The organism is Nonomuraea sp. NPDC050680, assembly GCF_040654555.1.
Lineage (GTDB): Bacteria > Actinomycetota > Actinomycetes > Streptosporangiales > Streptosporangiaceae > Nonomuraea.
Genome location: NZ_JBFAIF010000013.1, coordinates 218,924 through 234,936 on the forward strand (window position 1 = coordinate 218,924; position 16,013 = coordinate 234,936).

The 16,013-nt window shown below is 70.7% G+C and carries 8 protein-coding genes; 4 read left to right on the forward strand and 4 right to left on the reverse strand.

Annotated features, from left to right (window positions below; all coding sequences use genetic code 11):
- Window positions 1–70 precede the first annotated feature (70 nt).
- Window positions 71–2,923 (forward strand): CDP-glycerol glycerophosphotransferase family protein, encoded by a 2,853-nt coding sequence (locus tag AB0H88_RS34715; RefSeq protein ID WP_357652018.1) that lies wholly within the window; start codon window positions 71–73, stop codon window positions 2,921–2,923.
- A 372-nt stretch (window positions 2,924–3,295) separates the two neighbouring features.
- Here the strand turns inward: AB0H88_RS34715 and AB0H88_RS34720 are convergent, their stop codons facing one another.
- From AB0H88_RS34720 to AB0H88_RS34735, 4 genes are all read right to left on the reverse strand, one after another.
- On the reverse strand, window positions 3,296–3,742 hold the full coding sequence (locus AB0H88_RS34720) for a GNAT family N-acetyltransferase (protein WP_357652020.1): 447 nt from the start codon (window positions 3,740–3,742) through the stop codon (window positions 3,296–3,298).
- A gap of 300 nt (window positions 3,743–4,042) precedes the next feature.
- Window positions 4,043–4,297 carry a hypothetical protein gene (locus AB0H88_RS34725; RefSeq protein WP_357652022.1) on the reverse strand — a complete coding sequence of 85 codons (255 nt, stop codon included), beginning with the start codon at window positions 4,295–4,297 and terminating at the stop codon, window positions 4,043–4,045.
- A 112-nt stretch (window positions 4,298–4,409) separates the two neighbouring features.
- Window positions 4,410–5,528, reverse strand: coding sequence for an XRE family transcriptional regulator (locus tag AB0H88_RS34730; protein WP_357652024.1), 1,119 nt, complete (start codon window positions 5,526–5,528; stop codon window positions 4,410–4,412).
- 54 nt (window positions 5,529–5,582) lie between these two features.
- Entirely contained in the window at window positions 5,583–6,245 is a 663-nt protein-coding gene (locus AB0H88_RS34735) for a methyltransferase domain-containing protein (protein WP_357652026.1), read from the reverse strand.
- 215 nt (window positions 6,246–6,460) lie between these two features.
- Here AB0H88_RS34735 and AB0H88_RS34740 point away from each other — a divergent pair, with 215 nt between their 5' ends.
- The 3 genes from AB0H88_RS34740 to AB0H88_RS34750 all read left to right on the forward strand — a co-directional run bounded on the left by AB0H88_RS34740 (window position 6,461) and on the right by AB0H88_RS34750 (window position 15,986).
- The gene (locus tag AB0H88_RS34740; protein WP_357652028.1) at window positions 6,461–9,697 is read left to right on the forward strand and encodes an ATP-dependent DNA helicase; all 3,237 of its coding nucleotides are present in this window, start codon (window positions 6,461–6,463) and stop codon (window positions 9,695–9,697) included.
- Window positions 9,691–12,945: an ATP-dependent DNA helicase gene (locus tag AB0H88_RS34745; protein ID WP_357652029.1), complete on the forward strand. Its 3,255-nt coding sequence runs from the start codon at window positions 9,691–9,693 to the stop codon at window positions 12,943–12,945. Before AB0H88_RS34740 ends, AB0H88_RS34745 begins: the two co-directional genes overlap by 7 nt.
- 215 nt (window positions 12,946–13,160) lie before the next feature.
- Window positions 13,161–15,986 carry a BTAD domain-containing putative transcriptional regulator gene (locus AB0H88_RS34750; RefSeq protein ID WP_357652031.1) on the forward strand — a complete coding sequence of 942 codons (2,826 nt, stop codon included), beginning with the start codon at window positions 13,161–13,163 and terminating at the stop codon, window positions 15,984–15,986.
- Window positions 15,987–16,013: the final 27 nt, after the last annotated feature.

Genomic DNA, 16,013 nt, shown 5'->3' on the forward strand with positions numbered 1-16,013 from the left:
TCCGCCGCACGTGACTCCCCTTACGATGGCTAGAACCAGTGATGGCGGTTCGAAAGGCGGTGCCTTACCGATGGCAACCGGCGTCACAGCCCTGAGTCAGGGCGGCGATCCGATCGCCGATCGCCTGAAGGCTGTCCAGGATCTCTGCGACCGGGGTGAGCCGCTCGACGCGGTCATGCGGGCCGTCGGACCGGGCGGTCGCGACTCGGCGTTCGACACCGAGGCGCTCAGCGGGCCGCTGGGCGCGCGGATGGACCTGGCGGTCAAACGCGGCGCGGCGCGCAGGCGCGAGCTCATCACCTTGCTGCGCCCCTACCTGGCGGCCGTGGACGCGGGCGTCAAGCGCGACCTGCCGGCCGCGCGACGCCTGATCTGCCACCTCATCGAGCATCGCCCGGACGACGAGCTCGTCGACGGCGACACGCTCACCAAGGTCGTGGCGGCGGCGGCCGAGCCGTCCAAGCGGATCCGCGCGGGTCTGCGCTGGTACGCCGACCTGCCCTTCCGTGACGAGCTGCCCGCCGATCTCTACCGGCTGCGGCGCGCCGACCTGGTGCCCGTGACCCACATCGACGACATCGCGTGGGTCAACGGCAAGCTGCGCGTCACCGGCTTCGCCTACCTGGCGGGCCTGTCCGTACGCAGCCGCCGGTTCAACTGGGCGACCGTGGTGCTGCGCGGGCCGCGCTGGCTGCCTCCGGTGCGCCTGCGCACGCGCCGGGTGCTGGCCCCCGAGGCCACGCACGGCGCGCGCGAGCCCGGTTGCAACTACGACTGGTCCGGATTCACCGCCGACCTCAGCCCGTGGTCCCTGCGCTGGCGCGGCGCCGTGCGCGGCCTCGTGCACGCCGTACGCAGGCGGATGCGCCACCGGCCCGCCGTCCACGACACCACGACGTGGCGGGCCGAGATCGTCTTCTACAGCCGCGGCGCGCGGGCGACGGGCCTGCTGCGCGGCGCGTCACCTGGCCGCACCGAGCGTCCCGCCGGGCTCAAGCTGCGGTCGGGCTGGTGGGCCAGGCCGGTGTGGACCTCCGACCGGGCGCTGCAGGTCGTGCTCCAGCCCAACCGCGCCGAGCTCGCCGGGGTCTCCGTCGAGGGCGATCGCCTGGAGCTGAAGATCTTCCTGGCCGGCCGTACGGTGACCAAGGGCCATGCCCGGCTGGGCGGCCACCGCATGGCCGCCGAGTTCACGCCGGTGGCCAACGGCACCGAGGTGCTGGTCAGCCAGGCCGTGTCCGCCCTGTTGCAGGAGAAGGACGGGCGGCGGCTCTGGGTCGAGCCGAAGGGCGATCCCGCCGCGTCCGTCATGCTCGCCGACCTGGTGGAGACCAGGACGCCTTCCGGAGACCGCGAGATCACCGTGCTGGGCGACCGGCGCGACCGCGTGCTCGTCTCCGCCCACCGCATCCGCCCGGTGATCACCTCGGCGGTGTGGGAGGGGCTCACGCTGGTGCTGCGTGGCGACTACCCCGACGCGGCCGGGCCGCGCGCGCTGACGCTGCGCCACCGGTCGGGGCTGTCCTACCACGTGCCGATGGAGCGTACGGGCGATCAGTTCTCCGTACGTGTCGAGCCCGCGTCGATGGACCGTTTCGGCGAGGTGGTGCCGCTGTCGTCCGGCAACTGGAACATGTCGCTCCGGCACCCGTCCGGGGAGATCGTCCCCGTCCGCATGGACCACGCGGCGCTGCCGGGCCTCGACGAGGCGCCGCGCGCGTCCGAGGGGCGATCCTTCCGGATGCTCTCGACGCGCTTCGACGTGCCGGTGGTGGCCGTGGAAGAGGAGCGGCCGGCCGACGAGAAGGGCGTCGCGGGCACCCACGTGCTGCGGCGGGTCTTCTATCCGGCGCAGCGCACCGAGCCGCTGACCGACGCGACCGTCTACGTGGTCAACGACGGCCGCCTCTACGCCGACAGCGTCCGGGCCATCTACGAGGAGCGGGTGCGGCGGGGTGATGACCGCGAGCACATCTGGATCGTCAAGGACGGCGCGTTCACGCCGCCTCCGGGCACGACCTCGGTACGTGCCGGCAGCCGTGAGCACCACGCTGCGCTAGCCCGGTCCCGATTTATCGTGACAAATGCGTTCCTGCCGGTTTGGTTCCGCTCGCGCGAGGACCAGGTCGTCCTGCAGACCTGGAACGGCACGCCGGCCAAGCGCATCGGCAACGACCAGCCGCACATGACCCGCGACCCCCGCCCGCCGATCTGGCACCGGCAGGCGGCCGAGGTGCGCGGCTGGGACGTGCTGCTGTCGCAGTCGCCCTGGGCCACGCCGGTGCTGCGGCGCGCGTTCGGCTACCAGGGGGAGATCCTGGAGAGCGGGCTGCCTCGCAACGACGTGCTCACCTCGCCGGACCGCGACTCGCTGGCCGCCGCGGTGCGGGAGCGGCTGGGTTTGGTCGAGGGCAAGCGCGTGGTGCTGTACGCGCCGACGTGGCGGGACTATGACCGCAAGAACGCGATGGTGAAGTTCGACCTGGCGAAGGCCCGCGAAGCACTGGGCGCGGACCACGAACTCCTGGTCAGAGCCCACCCCATGCAAGCCATGCCCGCCGTCCCCGACATCGCCCACGACGTCACGACTTATCCCGACATGGCGGATTTGTTGCTCGTGACGGACGTTCTGGTCACGGACTACTCCTCGGTCATGTTCGACTTCGCGGCCACCGGCCGCCCGATCGTCTTCTACGGGTACGACCTGGCGAAATACTCGTCGAAGCGCGGTCTCTACATCGACCTTCCGGAGCAGGCGCCAGGGCCGGTGCTGTCGACGTCGGCGGAGGTGATCGACGCACTACGCTCGATCGACTCGGTGGCCGCGGCCCACGCGGACCGCTACGACGCCTTCCGCGCCACCTTCGCCCCCAGGGACGACGGCAAGGCCACCGCCCGAGTCGTGGACCACCTCTTCTCCTAGCCGATCGGCCACCCACCCATCTGGGCGGGTGGCCGTCTGCTCGCAAAAGGGCTTCACCGCGGGCGCTTCGCGCAATGGGCTCAGACGCCTCTCCAGTCGGCGCCCGCGCCGACCCCGTGGGGGTCCTCGCTCCGCTCGGGCGTCCCTTTCAAACGCTTCGCCGCCCCTTTGGCTGAATATGAGGGGGTGGAGAGCGGACATAAGGGGCGGGTAGCCACGAGAGGGCCGGGGCCACTGGAATATCGCGCAGGCTGTCCCGGCCCTGTAGATTCCAGTGCCCGTCACGCGACGCGACCGGCTGCGGAAGCCGAATACCCGCGGAACTCACGGCGCTTTCGGCATGGGCGTCGAGAACCCAGGATCGATCGATCCTTATCGCGGCAGATCGATCTGATATCTGATGAAGCCCCGGTTCACGGCCACCTTGTCGTAAAGGCGCCGGGCGGTGGTGTTCGACTCATGGGTGTTCCAGTAGACGCGATCACAACCACGATCCCGGGCCCAGTCGACCACGCTCTCGATCAACGTACGGCCCACACCCAGCCCACGCACATCCTCAGCCGTGAACAGGTCCTGCAAATAGCAGACGTCAGTATCCGGTGCCGAGGTGCTCGGATGGGTGAGGAAATGTGTGATCCCTATGAGCCTGCCATCCAGTGTCGCACCGAGGGCGTGTAGACGCGTGTCCGCCTGGAATTCCTCCCATGCCCTGTCGTACATCAGGTCCGGCTCGACTCGCTGGTAGAAGTCGATGTAGGCGCGGAACAGGCTCTCCCAAGCCGCTCTGTCAGGCGGGCGGAGCTTGCGGACGTCGATCACGGGACCTTCTTCATGAGCACTTCGGGCGAGACAGGGCCGAGGTCACAATCTATGAAACGAGTGGACCGCTGTGACACGCCCACTCCCCGAGGAAAGCAGAAGACCACTTTGGCGGCGCCCCTCCTCCTGAAGGGGCGGATCAGTTCAGGAGTCCTTCGGCGCGTGCCCACGCGAAGAAGCCGACGCCATCGCAGGGAAGGAAGGCTTCATGATCGCGGAGCAGGTCGACCACCGCGACCACCTCCTGTTCCTCTACTACACCCTCGCGAACTCCCGTACAAAGGATCTCAAGCGTGCCGGTTACACGCCTCTTTCCAGGCCATGCCGACGGCCGGCCCGATCGTCGATCATCGCTGTGGCGTTGTGCAGCTCCGCGTATGCCAGCGTGGCCGCTTCGCCGATGTTGCGCGATCCGCGCCCAAGACGGCCGTGATATTCGGAGAACAGGCTGAGGTAGTCGAGCGTGGTCGCGTCCACCGTGGTCAGCCATGGCTGCATGGACACCTGGTAAAGCTGCGCGTGCTTTGATCCGCCGTTCAGCAGCTCTTCTTCCACAGCGCGCACGATCAGGCACGTGAGGCCGGCAGCAGCTTTCCCAGAAGGGGCAGCTGGTTCGAGCGGGCGAAGTAGTTCAGAGGTGAGCTGTCGATGACCAGTTGCTCGTTGCTCAACGCAGCTCACCTCGGAGCGCGTCCAGGGGAATCTCGTCGCGGGCCGGCAGGTCATCGATTTCGATCTGACCACGCAGCATCTCGATGACCCGTTCGGCCGACAGCTTGTGGCTGCGATATGCGCGAATGGCCGCCGCGGATATCCCCGTTGCGACATAGGGCGGCTCGAGCTCCTCGGTGATGCGCAGATTGCACTCCAGATAATCTGCGCGTGTCGGTGAGCGCGAATCGAGGGCCCTGTAGTCGTCCTTCGAGATCAGCTCAAAGGTCTTGAGCTGCCGTAGCGCCGCCGTCCAGCTGATTCGATAATGCGCGCTGATGATGATGGCCGCCGACCGTAGGTCGTGTGCCTCCCGGAGGGATCGCCATTGCTGAGTGACGCCCTTGCGGGGAAACAGCAGGTTGACGGCGAAGCAGTCGATTGCCTTCTCGATGGCGCTGGTGTCTGTGCCCCAGCCGGCGGAGTAGGCGTCTCCGAAGAGATGGTGGCCGAGTTCGTGGGCGAGAGTGGAGCGCCTTCTTCCGGCTTCGAGATCGCCGTTGATCACCGCTACCCCGAGGCCGTCCACTTCGGCGTAGGCGCCATCGGCGGCGGCCTTGCCCAGGGAAAGCGAATAACAGAACAGGCCGACGCCTTCCACGAGGTCGGCGAGATCGTACAAGGGTGAGCCCGCGTCCGCTCCCAGTAGCCGTCTGGCCTCGGTCGCGACCGCCTCGACAACCCAATCCTCGCTACCTGGTCCGACCGAGCTCAACGCGCCCTTGGCCGGGTTCGGTCCGAGCGCTCTGGCGCCGACGAGAACGGACAAGTCGTAGGCGATGTCTTCGATCGCATAATCGCTGTTCGGGTCGCAGCGTTGATCGGCGGTGGCCGCGCGACGGCTGATGATCGCAGCCGGAGGAGTGGCGACGAACCAATGCAAAGGGCGGTCGAGGACCTCGGCGAGCCGCACGAGCTCAAGGGAGTTGATGTGCCTGCGGCCGGTCTCGATCTTGGTTACGGCCGTGCGCTCCAGGCCCAGTTGCCCGGCGAGCTCGTCTTGACTGAGCCCGCGCGTCTTGCGGGCGTCCGCCACGCGCCTGCCGACCTCGCGCCACCCTTGCTCCTCCATCATTGTGCCATTATCGCACACGGCCGGATCGATGCCTCGTATCTCGCCCGGGCGGGGTTACTTGCGCAGGTCGACAAGGAGAGACATCGGTGTCTCCTTGATGTTGAACGTCCGGAAGCTCGTGTGGGCGATGATGGCCGCGAACTGCTTCTTGTCGTACGCCCGCCTGGGAAGGACCGAGCGGAGCGCGTAGCGGATGATGGCGGCGTTGACCGGGCCGACGCCCATGCGGGCGACGTCCTCGTCGACCGCCTTCTTGGAGACGTCGCGGCGTAGGTCGTTGATGTAGGCCGAGCCGCCGGGGCGTAGGACGCGGTGCATCTCGCGTAAGGCGCCGACCGGGTCGGAGAAGTTCTTGAAGGCGGCGCAGCAGACGATGAAGTCGAAGCTCTCGTCGTCGAAGGGCATGGCCGAGGCGTTTCCGTGGCGGAAGTCGACCTGGACGCCTGCCTCGGCGGCCTTCTGGCGGGCGATCTGGACGAAGGAGGTGCTGACGTCGAGGCCGGTGACCTGGTAGTCGCCGGTTCTGGCCAGTTTGATGGCGAGGTAGCCGGGGCCGGGGGCCACCTCCAGGACGTCGCCGCTCGCCGGGGCGTGTTCCAGCGCCAATTGGGCCTGCTCCGTGAACCTCGACCGGTCCTTGCCGGTGTTCTTCGCGTACCAGCGGGCGATCGTGCCTTCCATGCCGACGCCCTTGTAGCCCTTGTCGGTTCTGGTCATGACGTGTCGTTCCCCTCTGCCAGGCGCTGCTGGTGATTCAAGTCACGATATATCGCATCAGGGTCAAGTCAAGATATGTCGCGAAAGTGGGCATCGGGCCCGGCTCGGCGTGTCGGTGGGTGCGGTGACATTTCCGCCGGTAGCGTTGGCCGATCGCGCGGTAGAGAGGTCAACTCGGCACGATCTACCCCTGTGGTCTGGTGGAATCTAGTGTTGTGAGTGCTCAGACCTGGCGGTTGGTGCGACGTGGGAGCGGGGGACCTGTTGCGGCCCCTGTGCTCGATGAGCACCAGCGTGCCGTGGTTCAGCACCGGAGCGGGCCGTTGCTCGTGCTCGCCGGTCCCGGCACCGGCAAGACCACGACGATCGTCGAGAGCGTGGTCGACCGGATCGAGCGGCGCGGGGTGGACCCCGAACGCGTCCTCATCCTGACGTACAGCCGCAAGGCGGCCGGTGAGCTGCGGGAACGGGTCACCGGGCGGTTGCGCCGCACGACCAGGACGCCCCTGGCGCTCACCTTCCACAGCTACGCCTACGCGCTGCTGCGGCGGGAGGCGGTGCTGGCGGGTGAGGCGCCGCCGCGGCTGCTCACCGGGCCCGAGCAACTGCTGGAGATCCGGCGGCTGCTGCACGGCGAGCTGGAGGACGGCGCGCGCGATTGGCCGGTCGCGTTGCGCGAGCCGCTCAAGACGCGCGGGTTCGCGGAGGAGTTGCGCGACTTCCTGTCGCGCGCGGGCGAGCGCGGGCTCGGCGGTCCACGGCTGAAGGAACTCGGCAGGCAGTACGGCAAGCCGGACTGGGTGGCGGCCGGTCGGTTCCTTGAGCGGTACGAAGTGCGGTTCGACCTCGATCCCGAACCGTCGCTCGACTACGCCGAGTTGATCAGGGCGGCGGCGGGCGTGCTCGCCGACCCGGAGGTGCGCCGGAGGGAGCGGGCGGCGCACGATGTGGTCTTCGTGGACGAATATCAGGACACCGACCCGGCGCAGGAGTTCCTGCTGCGGCAGCTGGCCGGTGACGGGCGTGACCTGATCGCGGTGGGCGATCCGGACCAGTCGATCTACGGGTTCCGGGGGGCCGATGTGCGGGGGATCCTGGGGTTCCCGCAGCGGTTTCCGGCCCGTGACGGGCGGGACGCGCCGGTGGTGGCCCTGCGGATGTGCCGCCGGAGCGGGGCCGAGCTGCTGGCGGCGTCCAGGCGGGTGGCCGACCGGCTGCCCGCGGCGCCGATGCCGGATGTCGTACCCGCCGGACGTTCCCACGGGCATCGTGAGTTGCTGTCGCTGCCCGAGATGGAGGGCGGCGACGTACGCGTGCTGCTGGCCGACAGCACCAGCCAGGAGGCGGCCGTCGTCGCCGACACGCTGCGGCGGGCCCACCTGATCGACGGCGTGCCGTGGCATCGGATGGCGGTGCTCGTGCGGTCGGCGGCCCGTCAGGTGCCGTTGCTGCGGCGCGCGCTGGTCAGCGCGGGCGTGCCGACGATGGTGGCCGGTGACGAGGTGCCGATCGCGCAGGAGCCCGGGGTACGCCCGCTGCTGACGATGCTCAGGATCGCCCTCGACGCGGGCGAGCTCGACGAGGGGGTGGCCGAGGAACTGCTGACCGGGCCCCTCGGCGGCACCGACATGATCGGTGTACGGCGGCTGCGGCGGGCATTGAAGATCGCCGAAAACGAGGCACTGGCCGCCGAGCCCGAGAGCGAGGCAACGGTTGCCGACTCCGAGAGCGAGCCCGCGAAAGGGGTCACGCAAGCGCGTACCTCCGGAGAGCTGCTGGTCGCGGCCGTGAAGGACGCGCGAGAGCTGACCCGGATCGAGCCCCACGTGGCCCTGCCCGCCGAACGTGTCGCCAAGCTGCTCGCCGCCGCACGTCAGGCCGTGCGCGACCACGCCGGCGCCGAGGAGGTGCTGTGGGCCGTCTGGCACGAGAGCGGCCTGGCCGAGCGGTGGACCGAGCTCAGCCTGTCGGGCGGCGCCAGAGGGGCGCAGGCCGACCGGGATCTCGACGCCGTGGTCGCCCTGTTCGACCACGCCGCCAGGTTCGTGGACAGGATGCCCAAGGCGGGCCCCGAGGTGTTCCTGGACGATCTGGCCTCCCAGGAGATCCCGGGTGACACGCTGGCCGAGCGGGCGCCCGACGGTGACGCCGTCCGGGTGCTGACCGCCCACCGGTCCAAGGGCCTGGAGTGGGACGTGGTGGTGGTCGCGGGTGTGCAGGAGGGCGTCTGGCCCGATCTGCGGCTGCGCGGCACGATACTGGGCGTGGAGGATCTCGTCGATCTGGTCGAGGGTGGCAAGCCCAACGCCGCGTCGCTGGCCTCCAAGCTGCTGGCCGAGGAGCGGCGGCTGTTCTACGTGGCCGTCACCCGCGCCCGCCGCAGGCTGGTCGTCACGGCCGTCGGCGGGGAGGACACCGACGAGCGGCCGTCGAGGTTCCTCAGCGAGCTCATGCCGGGCGCCGTCGAGGCCGCCACGGTGGACGACCGGGCGCGGTGGCTGAACATGTCCGCGCTCGTGGCGGACCTCCGCAGCGCAGTAACCGATCCCACTAAATCGGCAAAAATCCGGCACAAGGCCGCCATCCAGCTCGCCCGCCTGGCCGCGGCCGGAGTCCAGGGCGCACACCCCAACGACTGGTACGCCCTCACCTCCATGACCGACGACCGCCCCCTGAGCTGGCCCGACGACATCGTCAGGATCTCGCCCTCGGCGGTCGAGAGCTTCACCAAGTGCGGCCTGAGATGGCTGCTGGAGACGGCCGTCGGCGCCGCCGGCACCAGCTCGGCCCAGGGCCTCGGCACCGTCATCCACGCGCTGGCCGTGCTCGCCGCCACCGACCTGCCCAGCGAGGACCTGCTCGGCAAGCGCCTGGACGAGATCTGGAACGAGCTGGACTTCGGCGGTGTCTGGTTCAACCGCAAGCAGCGCCAGGTGGCCGAGCAGATGATCACCAAGTTCTGGCGCTGGCACCAGGACAACCCACGCGAGCTGGTCGCCCTCGAAGAGGCGTTCACCGCCACGGTCTCCGACGGCGTACAGATCAAGGGCCGGGTGGACCGCGTCGAACGCGACGCGGAGAACCGCGCGGTGATCATCGACCTCAAGACCGGCAGCGCGAAGCCCAAGGCGGGCGAGCTCGACCGTCATCCGCAGCTCGGCGTCTACCAGCTCGCCGCGCTCCTCGGCGCGTTCGCCCGGCACGGCATGACCGAGCCGGGCGGCGCCGCGCTGGTCCAGGTCGGCAAGGCGGCGGGCAAGAACGACGCCTTGGAGCAGACGCAGGGCGCGCTGGCCGACGACAAGAACCCCGGCTGGGCCAAGGACCTGGTCGACACCGTGGCGATCGGCATGTCGGGCCCCTTCTTCCAGGCCAAGGTGAACGACGGCTGCCGCACCTGCGCGGCCAGGTCCAGCTGCCCCGTCAACGACAACGGGGGACAGGTGTGCTGAACCCGGTCGAGCTGGCCGAGAAGCTCGGCATCCTGCCCCCCACCCCCGAACAGTCCCGCGTCATCGAGGCCCCGCTCGAACCCATGGTCGTCATGGCCGGAGCGGGCTCGGGCAAGAGCGAGACCATGGCCGGGCGCGTGGTCTGGCTGGTGGCCAACGGCCTGGTCAAGCCCGAGAACGTGCTCGGCCTGACCTTCACCCGCAAGGCCGCCGCCGAGCTGGCCACCCGCGTCAGAGAACGGCTCAACGGCCTGGCCGAGGCCGGTCTGGTCGAGCCGGGGCTGCTCGACAACGAGCCGACCGTCTCCACCTACCACGCCTACGCCGCCCGCCTGGTCACCGACCACGCCCTGCGCGAGGCCCTCGAACCCACCATGCGCCTGGTCACGCCCGCTGTCTCGTGGCAGCTGGCGTCCAGGGTGGTGGCGATGTACGACGGGCCGATGGACAAGATCGAGCTCGGCCCGCCGTCCGTCACGGCCGCCGTCCTGGAGCTGGCCGGCGAGCTGTCCGAGCACCTGCGCACCTCCTCCGACGTGCGGCGGATCGGCGACTGGCTCGATGAGAGGTACGCCGCGCTGACCGGCCGGACGACCGTGGCCCAGCGCAAGCCGATCAACGTCCAGGCCGCGCGGAGGCAGCTCCTGCCCCTGGTCGAGGCGTACGAGCGGCTCAAGCGCGGCCGGGAGGTCATCGACTACGGCGACCAGATGTCGCTGGCCGCCAGGATCGCCGCCGGCCACCGGGAGGTGGGCGAGATCGAGCGGTCCCGCTTCTCGGTGGTGCTGCTCGACGAATACCAGGACACCAGCCACGCCCAGCTCGTCCTGCTCCGATCCCTGTACGGCAACGGCCACCCGGTCACCGCGGTGGGCGACCCCTGCCAGTCCATCTACGGCTGGCGCGGCGCCTCGGCGGGCAACCTGCGGCGCTTCGCCCAGGACTTCAGGACGAGCACCGGCGACCTGGCCCCGGTACGCCAGCTCAGCGTCAGCTTCCGCAACGGCGACCGGGTCCTCGACGTCGCCGCCCGCGTCCAGCTGCCGCTGCGCATGGAGGCCCGCGAGGTGCCGGTCCTCGTCCCCGGCGCCAACCGCGTCGACCGGGGGCGCGTCACCTGCGCCTTCCACGAGAGCGCGGAGGACGAGGCGAAGTGGATCGCCGACGGCATCCACAAGATCCTCGGCCAGGAGGTCGCGCCCGACGGCCTGCCCTGGGGTGAGAAGGAACGCAAGAAGACGCTCGCCGTACAACCCCAGGATGTGGCGATCCTCGCCCGTAAGCGGTCGCAGTTCCCCGCGCTGCGCAGAGCGCTCGAAGAGCGCGACATCCCGGTCGAAGTGGTCGGTCTCGGCGGGTTGCTGACCGTGCCCGAGGTCAACGACATCGTCGCCACACTCAGGGTCCTCTACGACCCGACCGCCGGTGACGCCCTGGCCCGGCTGCTGGCCGGACCGCGCTGGCGGGTCGGTCCCGCCGACATGCGGGTGCTGGGCGAGTACGCGAGGGAGCTGACCCGCGAGGCCCGCGAGACGCGCCGCGAGCAGGATCCTCTGGAGCAGGTGGTCGCCGACCTGGCGGAGGAGCGCGGCAGCCTGGTCGACGCGCTCGACGAGCTGCCCGACAGGGAGGCGTGGCTGGAGGCGTTCTCGCCGCTGGCCAGGACCAGGCTCGTCGCGCTGGCCCAGGAGTTGCGGCAGCTCAGGGCGCACACCGCCCAGCCGCTCCCCGACCTGATCACGGAGGTGGAGCGGCGGCTGGGCCTCGACATCGAGGTGGCGGCCCGAGGCGGCACGGTCAGCGCCTTCGCCGCCAGGGCCGACCTCGACGCCTTCCAGGACGCGGCCGCCAGGTTCGCCGGGGACGCGGAGGATCCGACGCTCGGCGCGTTCCTGGCCTACCTGCAGGCGGCCGAGAGCGAGGAGTTCGGGCTGGAGGCCGGGCGGGTCGGCGAGAGCAACAGCGTCAAGCTGATGACCGTGCACGCCTCCAAGGGCCTGGAGTGGCCGATCGTGGTCGTGCCCGGACTGTCGCAGCTGGTCAGTTCGAAGGGCACGATCGCGACCGGCAGCATGTTCCCCGCGACGCCGGTCATGAACAGCCGCTGGACCGACAACCCGCGCAAACTGCCCTTCCCGCTCCGCGGCGACGTCGCCGACCTGCCGCGCCTGACCGGGCTCACCAAGGAGGAGCTGGCCGCGTTCGACGAGGGCTGCCGTGACCGCGACCTGATGGAGGAGCGGCGGCTGGCCTATGTGGCCGTCACCCGGGCCCACTACCACCTGATCGCCTCCGGTTACCGCTGGGGGAGCGCCTCCAAGCCGCTGGAGCCGTCGGACTTCCTGCTGGAGATCCGCGACACCAGCGACCGGGTCGCGTTCTGGGCGCCGGAGCTCGCCGCCGGCACGACCAACCCGCTGCTGGCCGAGCCCGCCGAGGCCGTGTGGCCGGTCACGCCGGAGGGCCTGCGCTACGAGTCGGTGCTGGACGGCGCTCGGCTGGTCGAGGACGCGCTGACGGGCACGCTCGCCCCCGCCGAGGACGAGCCGCTGCGCGCCTTCGAAGAGGAACGCGTCCGCGCCTGGGAGCGCGACACCGACCTGCTCCTGCGCGAGCGCGAGCTGCACTGGCGGCGCGGCTCCACCACCGTCGAGCTGCCCTCGAAACTGACCGTGTCGTCGCTGGTCACGCTGGCGGAGGACGCCCGTGAGCTGGCTCGCAGGATCCGCCGTCCGGTCCCGGTCAAGCCCGCGCCGCTGGCCCGCCGCGGCACGTCGTTCCACAAGTGGCTGGAGACGCGCTGGGACCAGCAGCGCCTGCTCGACGACTTCGACCTGGACCTGGTGGACGAGCCGGAAGAGGCCGACGTACGGCTGGCGGAGCTGCAGGAACGCTTCGAGGAGAGCGAATGGGCCGGACGCCGGCCGCTCGACCTGGAGGTGCCGTTCGAGACCATGATCGCCGATCGGCTGGTGCGTGGCCGGATGGACGCGGTCTTCGAGCTGCCCGACGGCCGCTACGAGGTGGTCGACTGGAAGACCGGCGCGCCGCCGCGCGGCAAGGCCGCCCGCGCCGCCTCGGTGCAGCTGGCCGCCTACCGGCTGGCCTGGTCGCACCTGGCGGGGGTGCCGCTGGAGCGGGTGGGGGCGGCCTTTCACTATGTCCGGATGAACCAGACCGTCCGCCCGGTGAACCTGCTCGACGCCGACGGCCTGGTCGCGCTCATAGAGGCGGTTCCCATCTCCTAGGAACAGGCCCAAGCGGCTCTCGGCGGACGGCCGCAAGCGCCACAGCCGCGCCCGGACGTGCCCGTGCGTCCGTCCTCGCCTGCTACGCCGCCGCCTGGCACGGTGGGGGTGCGCCGGCCCCAGACGGCACCCCAGCGACAGGGTCTGCTGGGCCACCGTCAACCCGCCCCCGGCGACAGAGCCGAAAACCGTACAGTCCCTGGCAGGCTGGGGGTATGCGGGTCAATGTGCTGGGGGCGTTGGAGGTGGTCGCGGAGGGGCGGCCGGTGCGGCCGGGTGGGGTACGGCTGCGCGCGCTGTTGATCCGGCTGGCCTTGGAGCCGGACCGGACGGTGAGCGTCCAGGCCCTGACCGAGGCGTTGTGGCCGGACGGCGATGTGGACGAGCCGCGGCATGCGCTCCAGTCGCTGGTGTCGCGGCTGCGGCGGGTTCTGCCGGCGGTGCTGTGCACCGAACCCGCCGGTTACCGCCTGGAGGCCGAGGTCGACGCCATCGCGTTCGAGAGGCTGGCGCGCGAGGGACGGGCGGTTCTGCACGCGGGCCGGCCGCACGACGCCGTCGGTGTCCTGGATGAGGCGCTGGCGTTGTGGCGAGGGGAGCCACTGGCCGATGTGGCCGATCTGCCGTTTGCGAGGGCGGCAGCCGTATGTCTGGAAGAGCTGAGGCTGGGCGCGGTCGAGGACCGTGCCGAGGCGGGACTGGCTATCGGGGAGCCGCCAGTGATGGAGGAGATCCGCGCATTGATCGCCCGTCATCCGTTGCGGGAGCGGCTGCGGATTCTGCTGGTCGGCACGCTGGCGGCGAAGGGGCGGACAGCGGAGGCGCTGGCGGCGTTCGCGGACTACCGGCGGCTGATCGTCGACGAGCTGGGCGCCGATCCAGGGCCAGAGCTGCGCGAGTTGCACCTGCGGCTGCTCCGCGACGAGCCCGCGAGGCGCCGGGGGAACCTCCCGGTCGCGCTCACCGGGCTGGTGGGCCGTGATGACGACCGAGGCAGGGTGGCCGAAAGGCTCGATCGGGCGCGGCTGGTGACGTTGGTCGGGCCGGGCGGGGTCGGCAAGACCCGGCTTGCCACGGCGGTCGTCGGGCACCTCGCGGAGCCGGCATGGCTGGTGGAGCTGGCGTCGGTGCGGGATCCCCGGGACGTGCCGCATGCGGTGGCTGCGTCGCTGGGGCTGCCTGCGTCACCGGACGCGATGGACCGCATCGTCGAAGTGCTGCGGGACGCTGTGGTGATTCTGGACAACTGCGAGCATGTGCTCGAAGCCGCCGCCGCACTCGCCGAACGGCTGCTGGGCCGCTGCGCCGGGTTGCGGGTATTGGCCACGAGCCGGGAGGCGCTCGGCCTCCCCGGGGAGGCGGTGTATACGGTCGCGCCGCTGGACGAAGTTGCGGCGGTGTGGTTGTTCACTGAGCGCGCGCGGGCGGCCCGGCCGGATTTCGCGCCTTCCGGCCAGGTGGCGGAGATCTGCCGAAGGCTGGACGGGCTGCCACTGGCGATCGAGCTGGCCGCCGCTCGCCTGCGGTCGATGCCGCTGGAGACGCTCGCCTCTGAGCTGGATCTGATCGCCGGCCGTAGCGCATCGGCCCGGCACCGCAGCCTGCGCGCGGTGGTGGCCTGGAGCTGGGACCTGCTCACCGGCGACGAACAGGTGGCGGCGATGCGGCTGGCGGTCTTCCCGGCGTCGTTCACGGTGGAGGCGGCCGAGCACGCCGGGGTGCCGGGGCACATCCTGGCTGGACTGGCAGACAAGTCGCTGCTGCAGCTCTTGGGCAACCGGTACCGGATGCTGGAGACGATCCGGTCCTTCGGCCGGGACCGGCTCGCCGCGACCGGCCTGCTGGATGCGGCACAAGCCGCGCACGCCGCCTACTATCTGGCTCTGGCCGAGCGGGCGGAGCCGGAGTTGCGCGGCCCAGGCCAGCTGTCCTGGCTGCCCCGGCTGGAGGCCGAGCGCGAGCATTTCGCCGCCGCCTTCGGGCAGGCGCCACTGCGGTTCGGCGCCGCGCTGGGGATGTTCTGGGCGATCCACGGCGACCACGGCGAGGCGGTCGACCGGCTGGGAGAGGCGCTGCGGACACCTGGTTCCGCGGACATTCGGCTGCAGGCGGAGGCGGCGTACCTGCTTAACGCGGTGTTGGCAGGGCGGTTGGCCGAGGCCGTGGAGGTCCCCGCCGCTGCGCCGGCCGGTCCGGTGGCGGCGTTCGTCGCCGCGCTCGTGGCACTGGCCTCTGGCGAGACCGAGCGAGGAGTCGCCGCCCTGGAGCCTTATTGGGACGTCGAGGACGCCTGGACGCGGGCGATGCTCCGGCTGGCGCGTTCCTTCCTGCACGAGGCCGTGGGCGATGCGGCACACCGGGATATCGAGGCGGCCGCGGTGGCGTTCCGGGAGGCCGGGGAGCGTTGGGGCTTGATGGTGTCACTGCTGTCACTCGCTTTCGACCGGGCAGTCAACGGGGACACCGAAGCGGCGCTCGCGATGGTTGAGGAGGCCGACGAGTGCGGTCGGGACCTGGGCGCCCACGACGATCAGCGGGTCTGGCTGGCGATGGTGCGAATGTATGCCGGGGACCTGCCCGGCGCCGGGCGGCACCTGGACGGGCTGGCCGACACCGCCATGGCCCGGGTCTGCCGGGCCGAACTGGCCCGATGGGCGGGGGACCGGGCGGAGGCGGCGCGACTGCTGGACCATGGCGACGGGGGCCTGCCGGTCCGGTTGCTGCGGCAGGCGTCGGCCGGCTTCCTCGCCCTGGAGAACGGTGACCACGATGCGGCCGCTGCCTGGTTCAGCGCCGCTCGGGACTCTGCCGTGGCGATGCCCGACCCGCCCATGCTTGCGCACGTGGCGGTGGGCCTGGCCGACCTGCTGCATCGCCGCGGCGCCGTGGATAAGGCGGCCGAACTGCTCGGTGCCGCAGCCGTCTTGCGCGGCGGGCCCTGTCCCCGGCATCCCGATGTCGTACGGCTCACGCGCGCCCTGAACCGGCAGCTTCCCGCGCTTACCCGCGAGGAGGCGCTGGCCGCGGTGAGCATCGTGTGAGCGGTTTGACAGCGATGCCGGGCAGCA

Bases quoted from the DNA above. Each gene is read 5' to 3' on its own strand.
- AB0H88_RS34715 (WP_357652018.1), top strand. From the start codon at position 71: ATGGCAACCGGCGTCACAGCCCTGAGTCAGGGCGGCGATCCGATCGCC.
- AB0H88_RS34730 (WP_357652024.1), bottom strand. From the start codon at position 5,528: ATGATGGAGGAGCAAGGGTGGCGCGAGGTCGGCAGGCGCGTGGCGGAC.
- AB0H88_RS34735 (WP_357652026.1), bottom strand. From the start codon at position 6,245: ATGACCAGAACCGACAAGGGCTACAAGGGCGTCGGCATGGAAGGCACG.
- AB0H88_RS34750 (WP_357652031.1), top strand. From the start codon at position 13,161: ATGCGGGTCAATGTGCTGGGGGCGTTGGAGGTGGTCGCGGAGGGGCGG.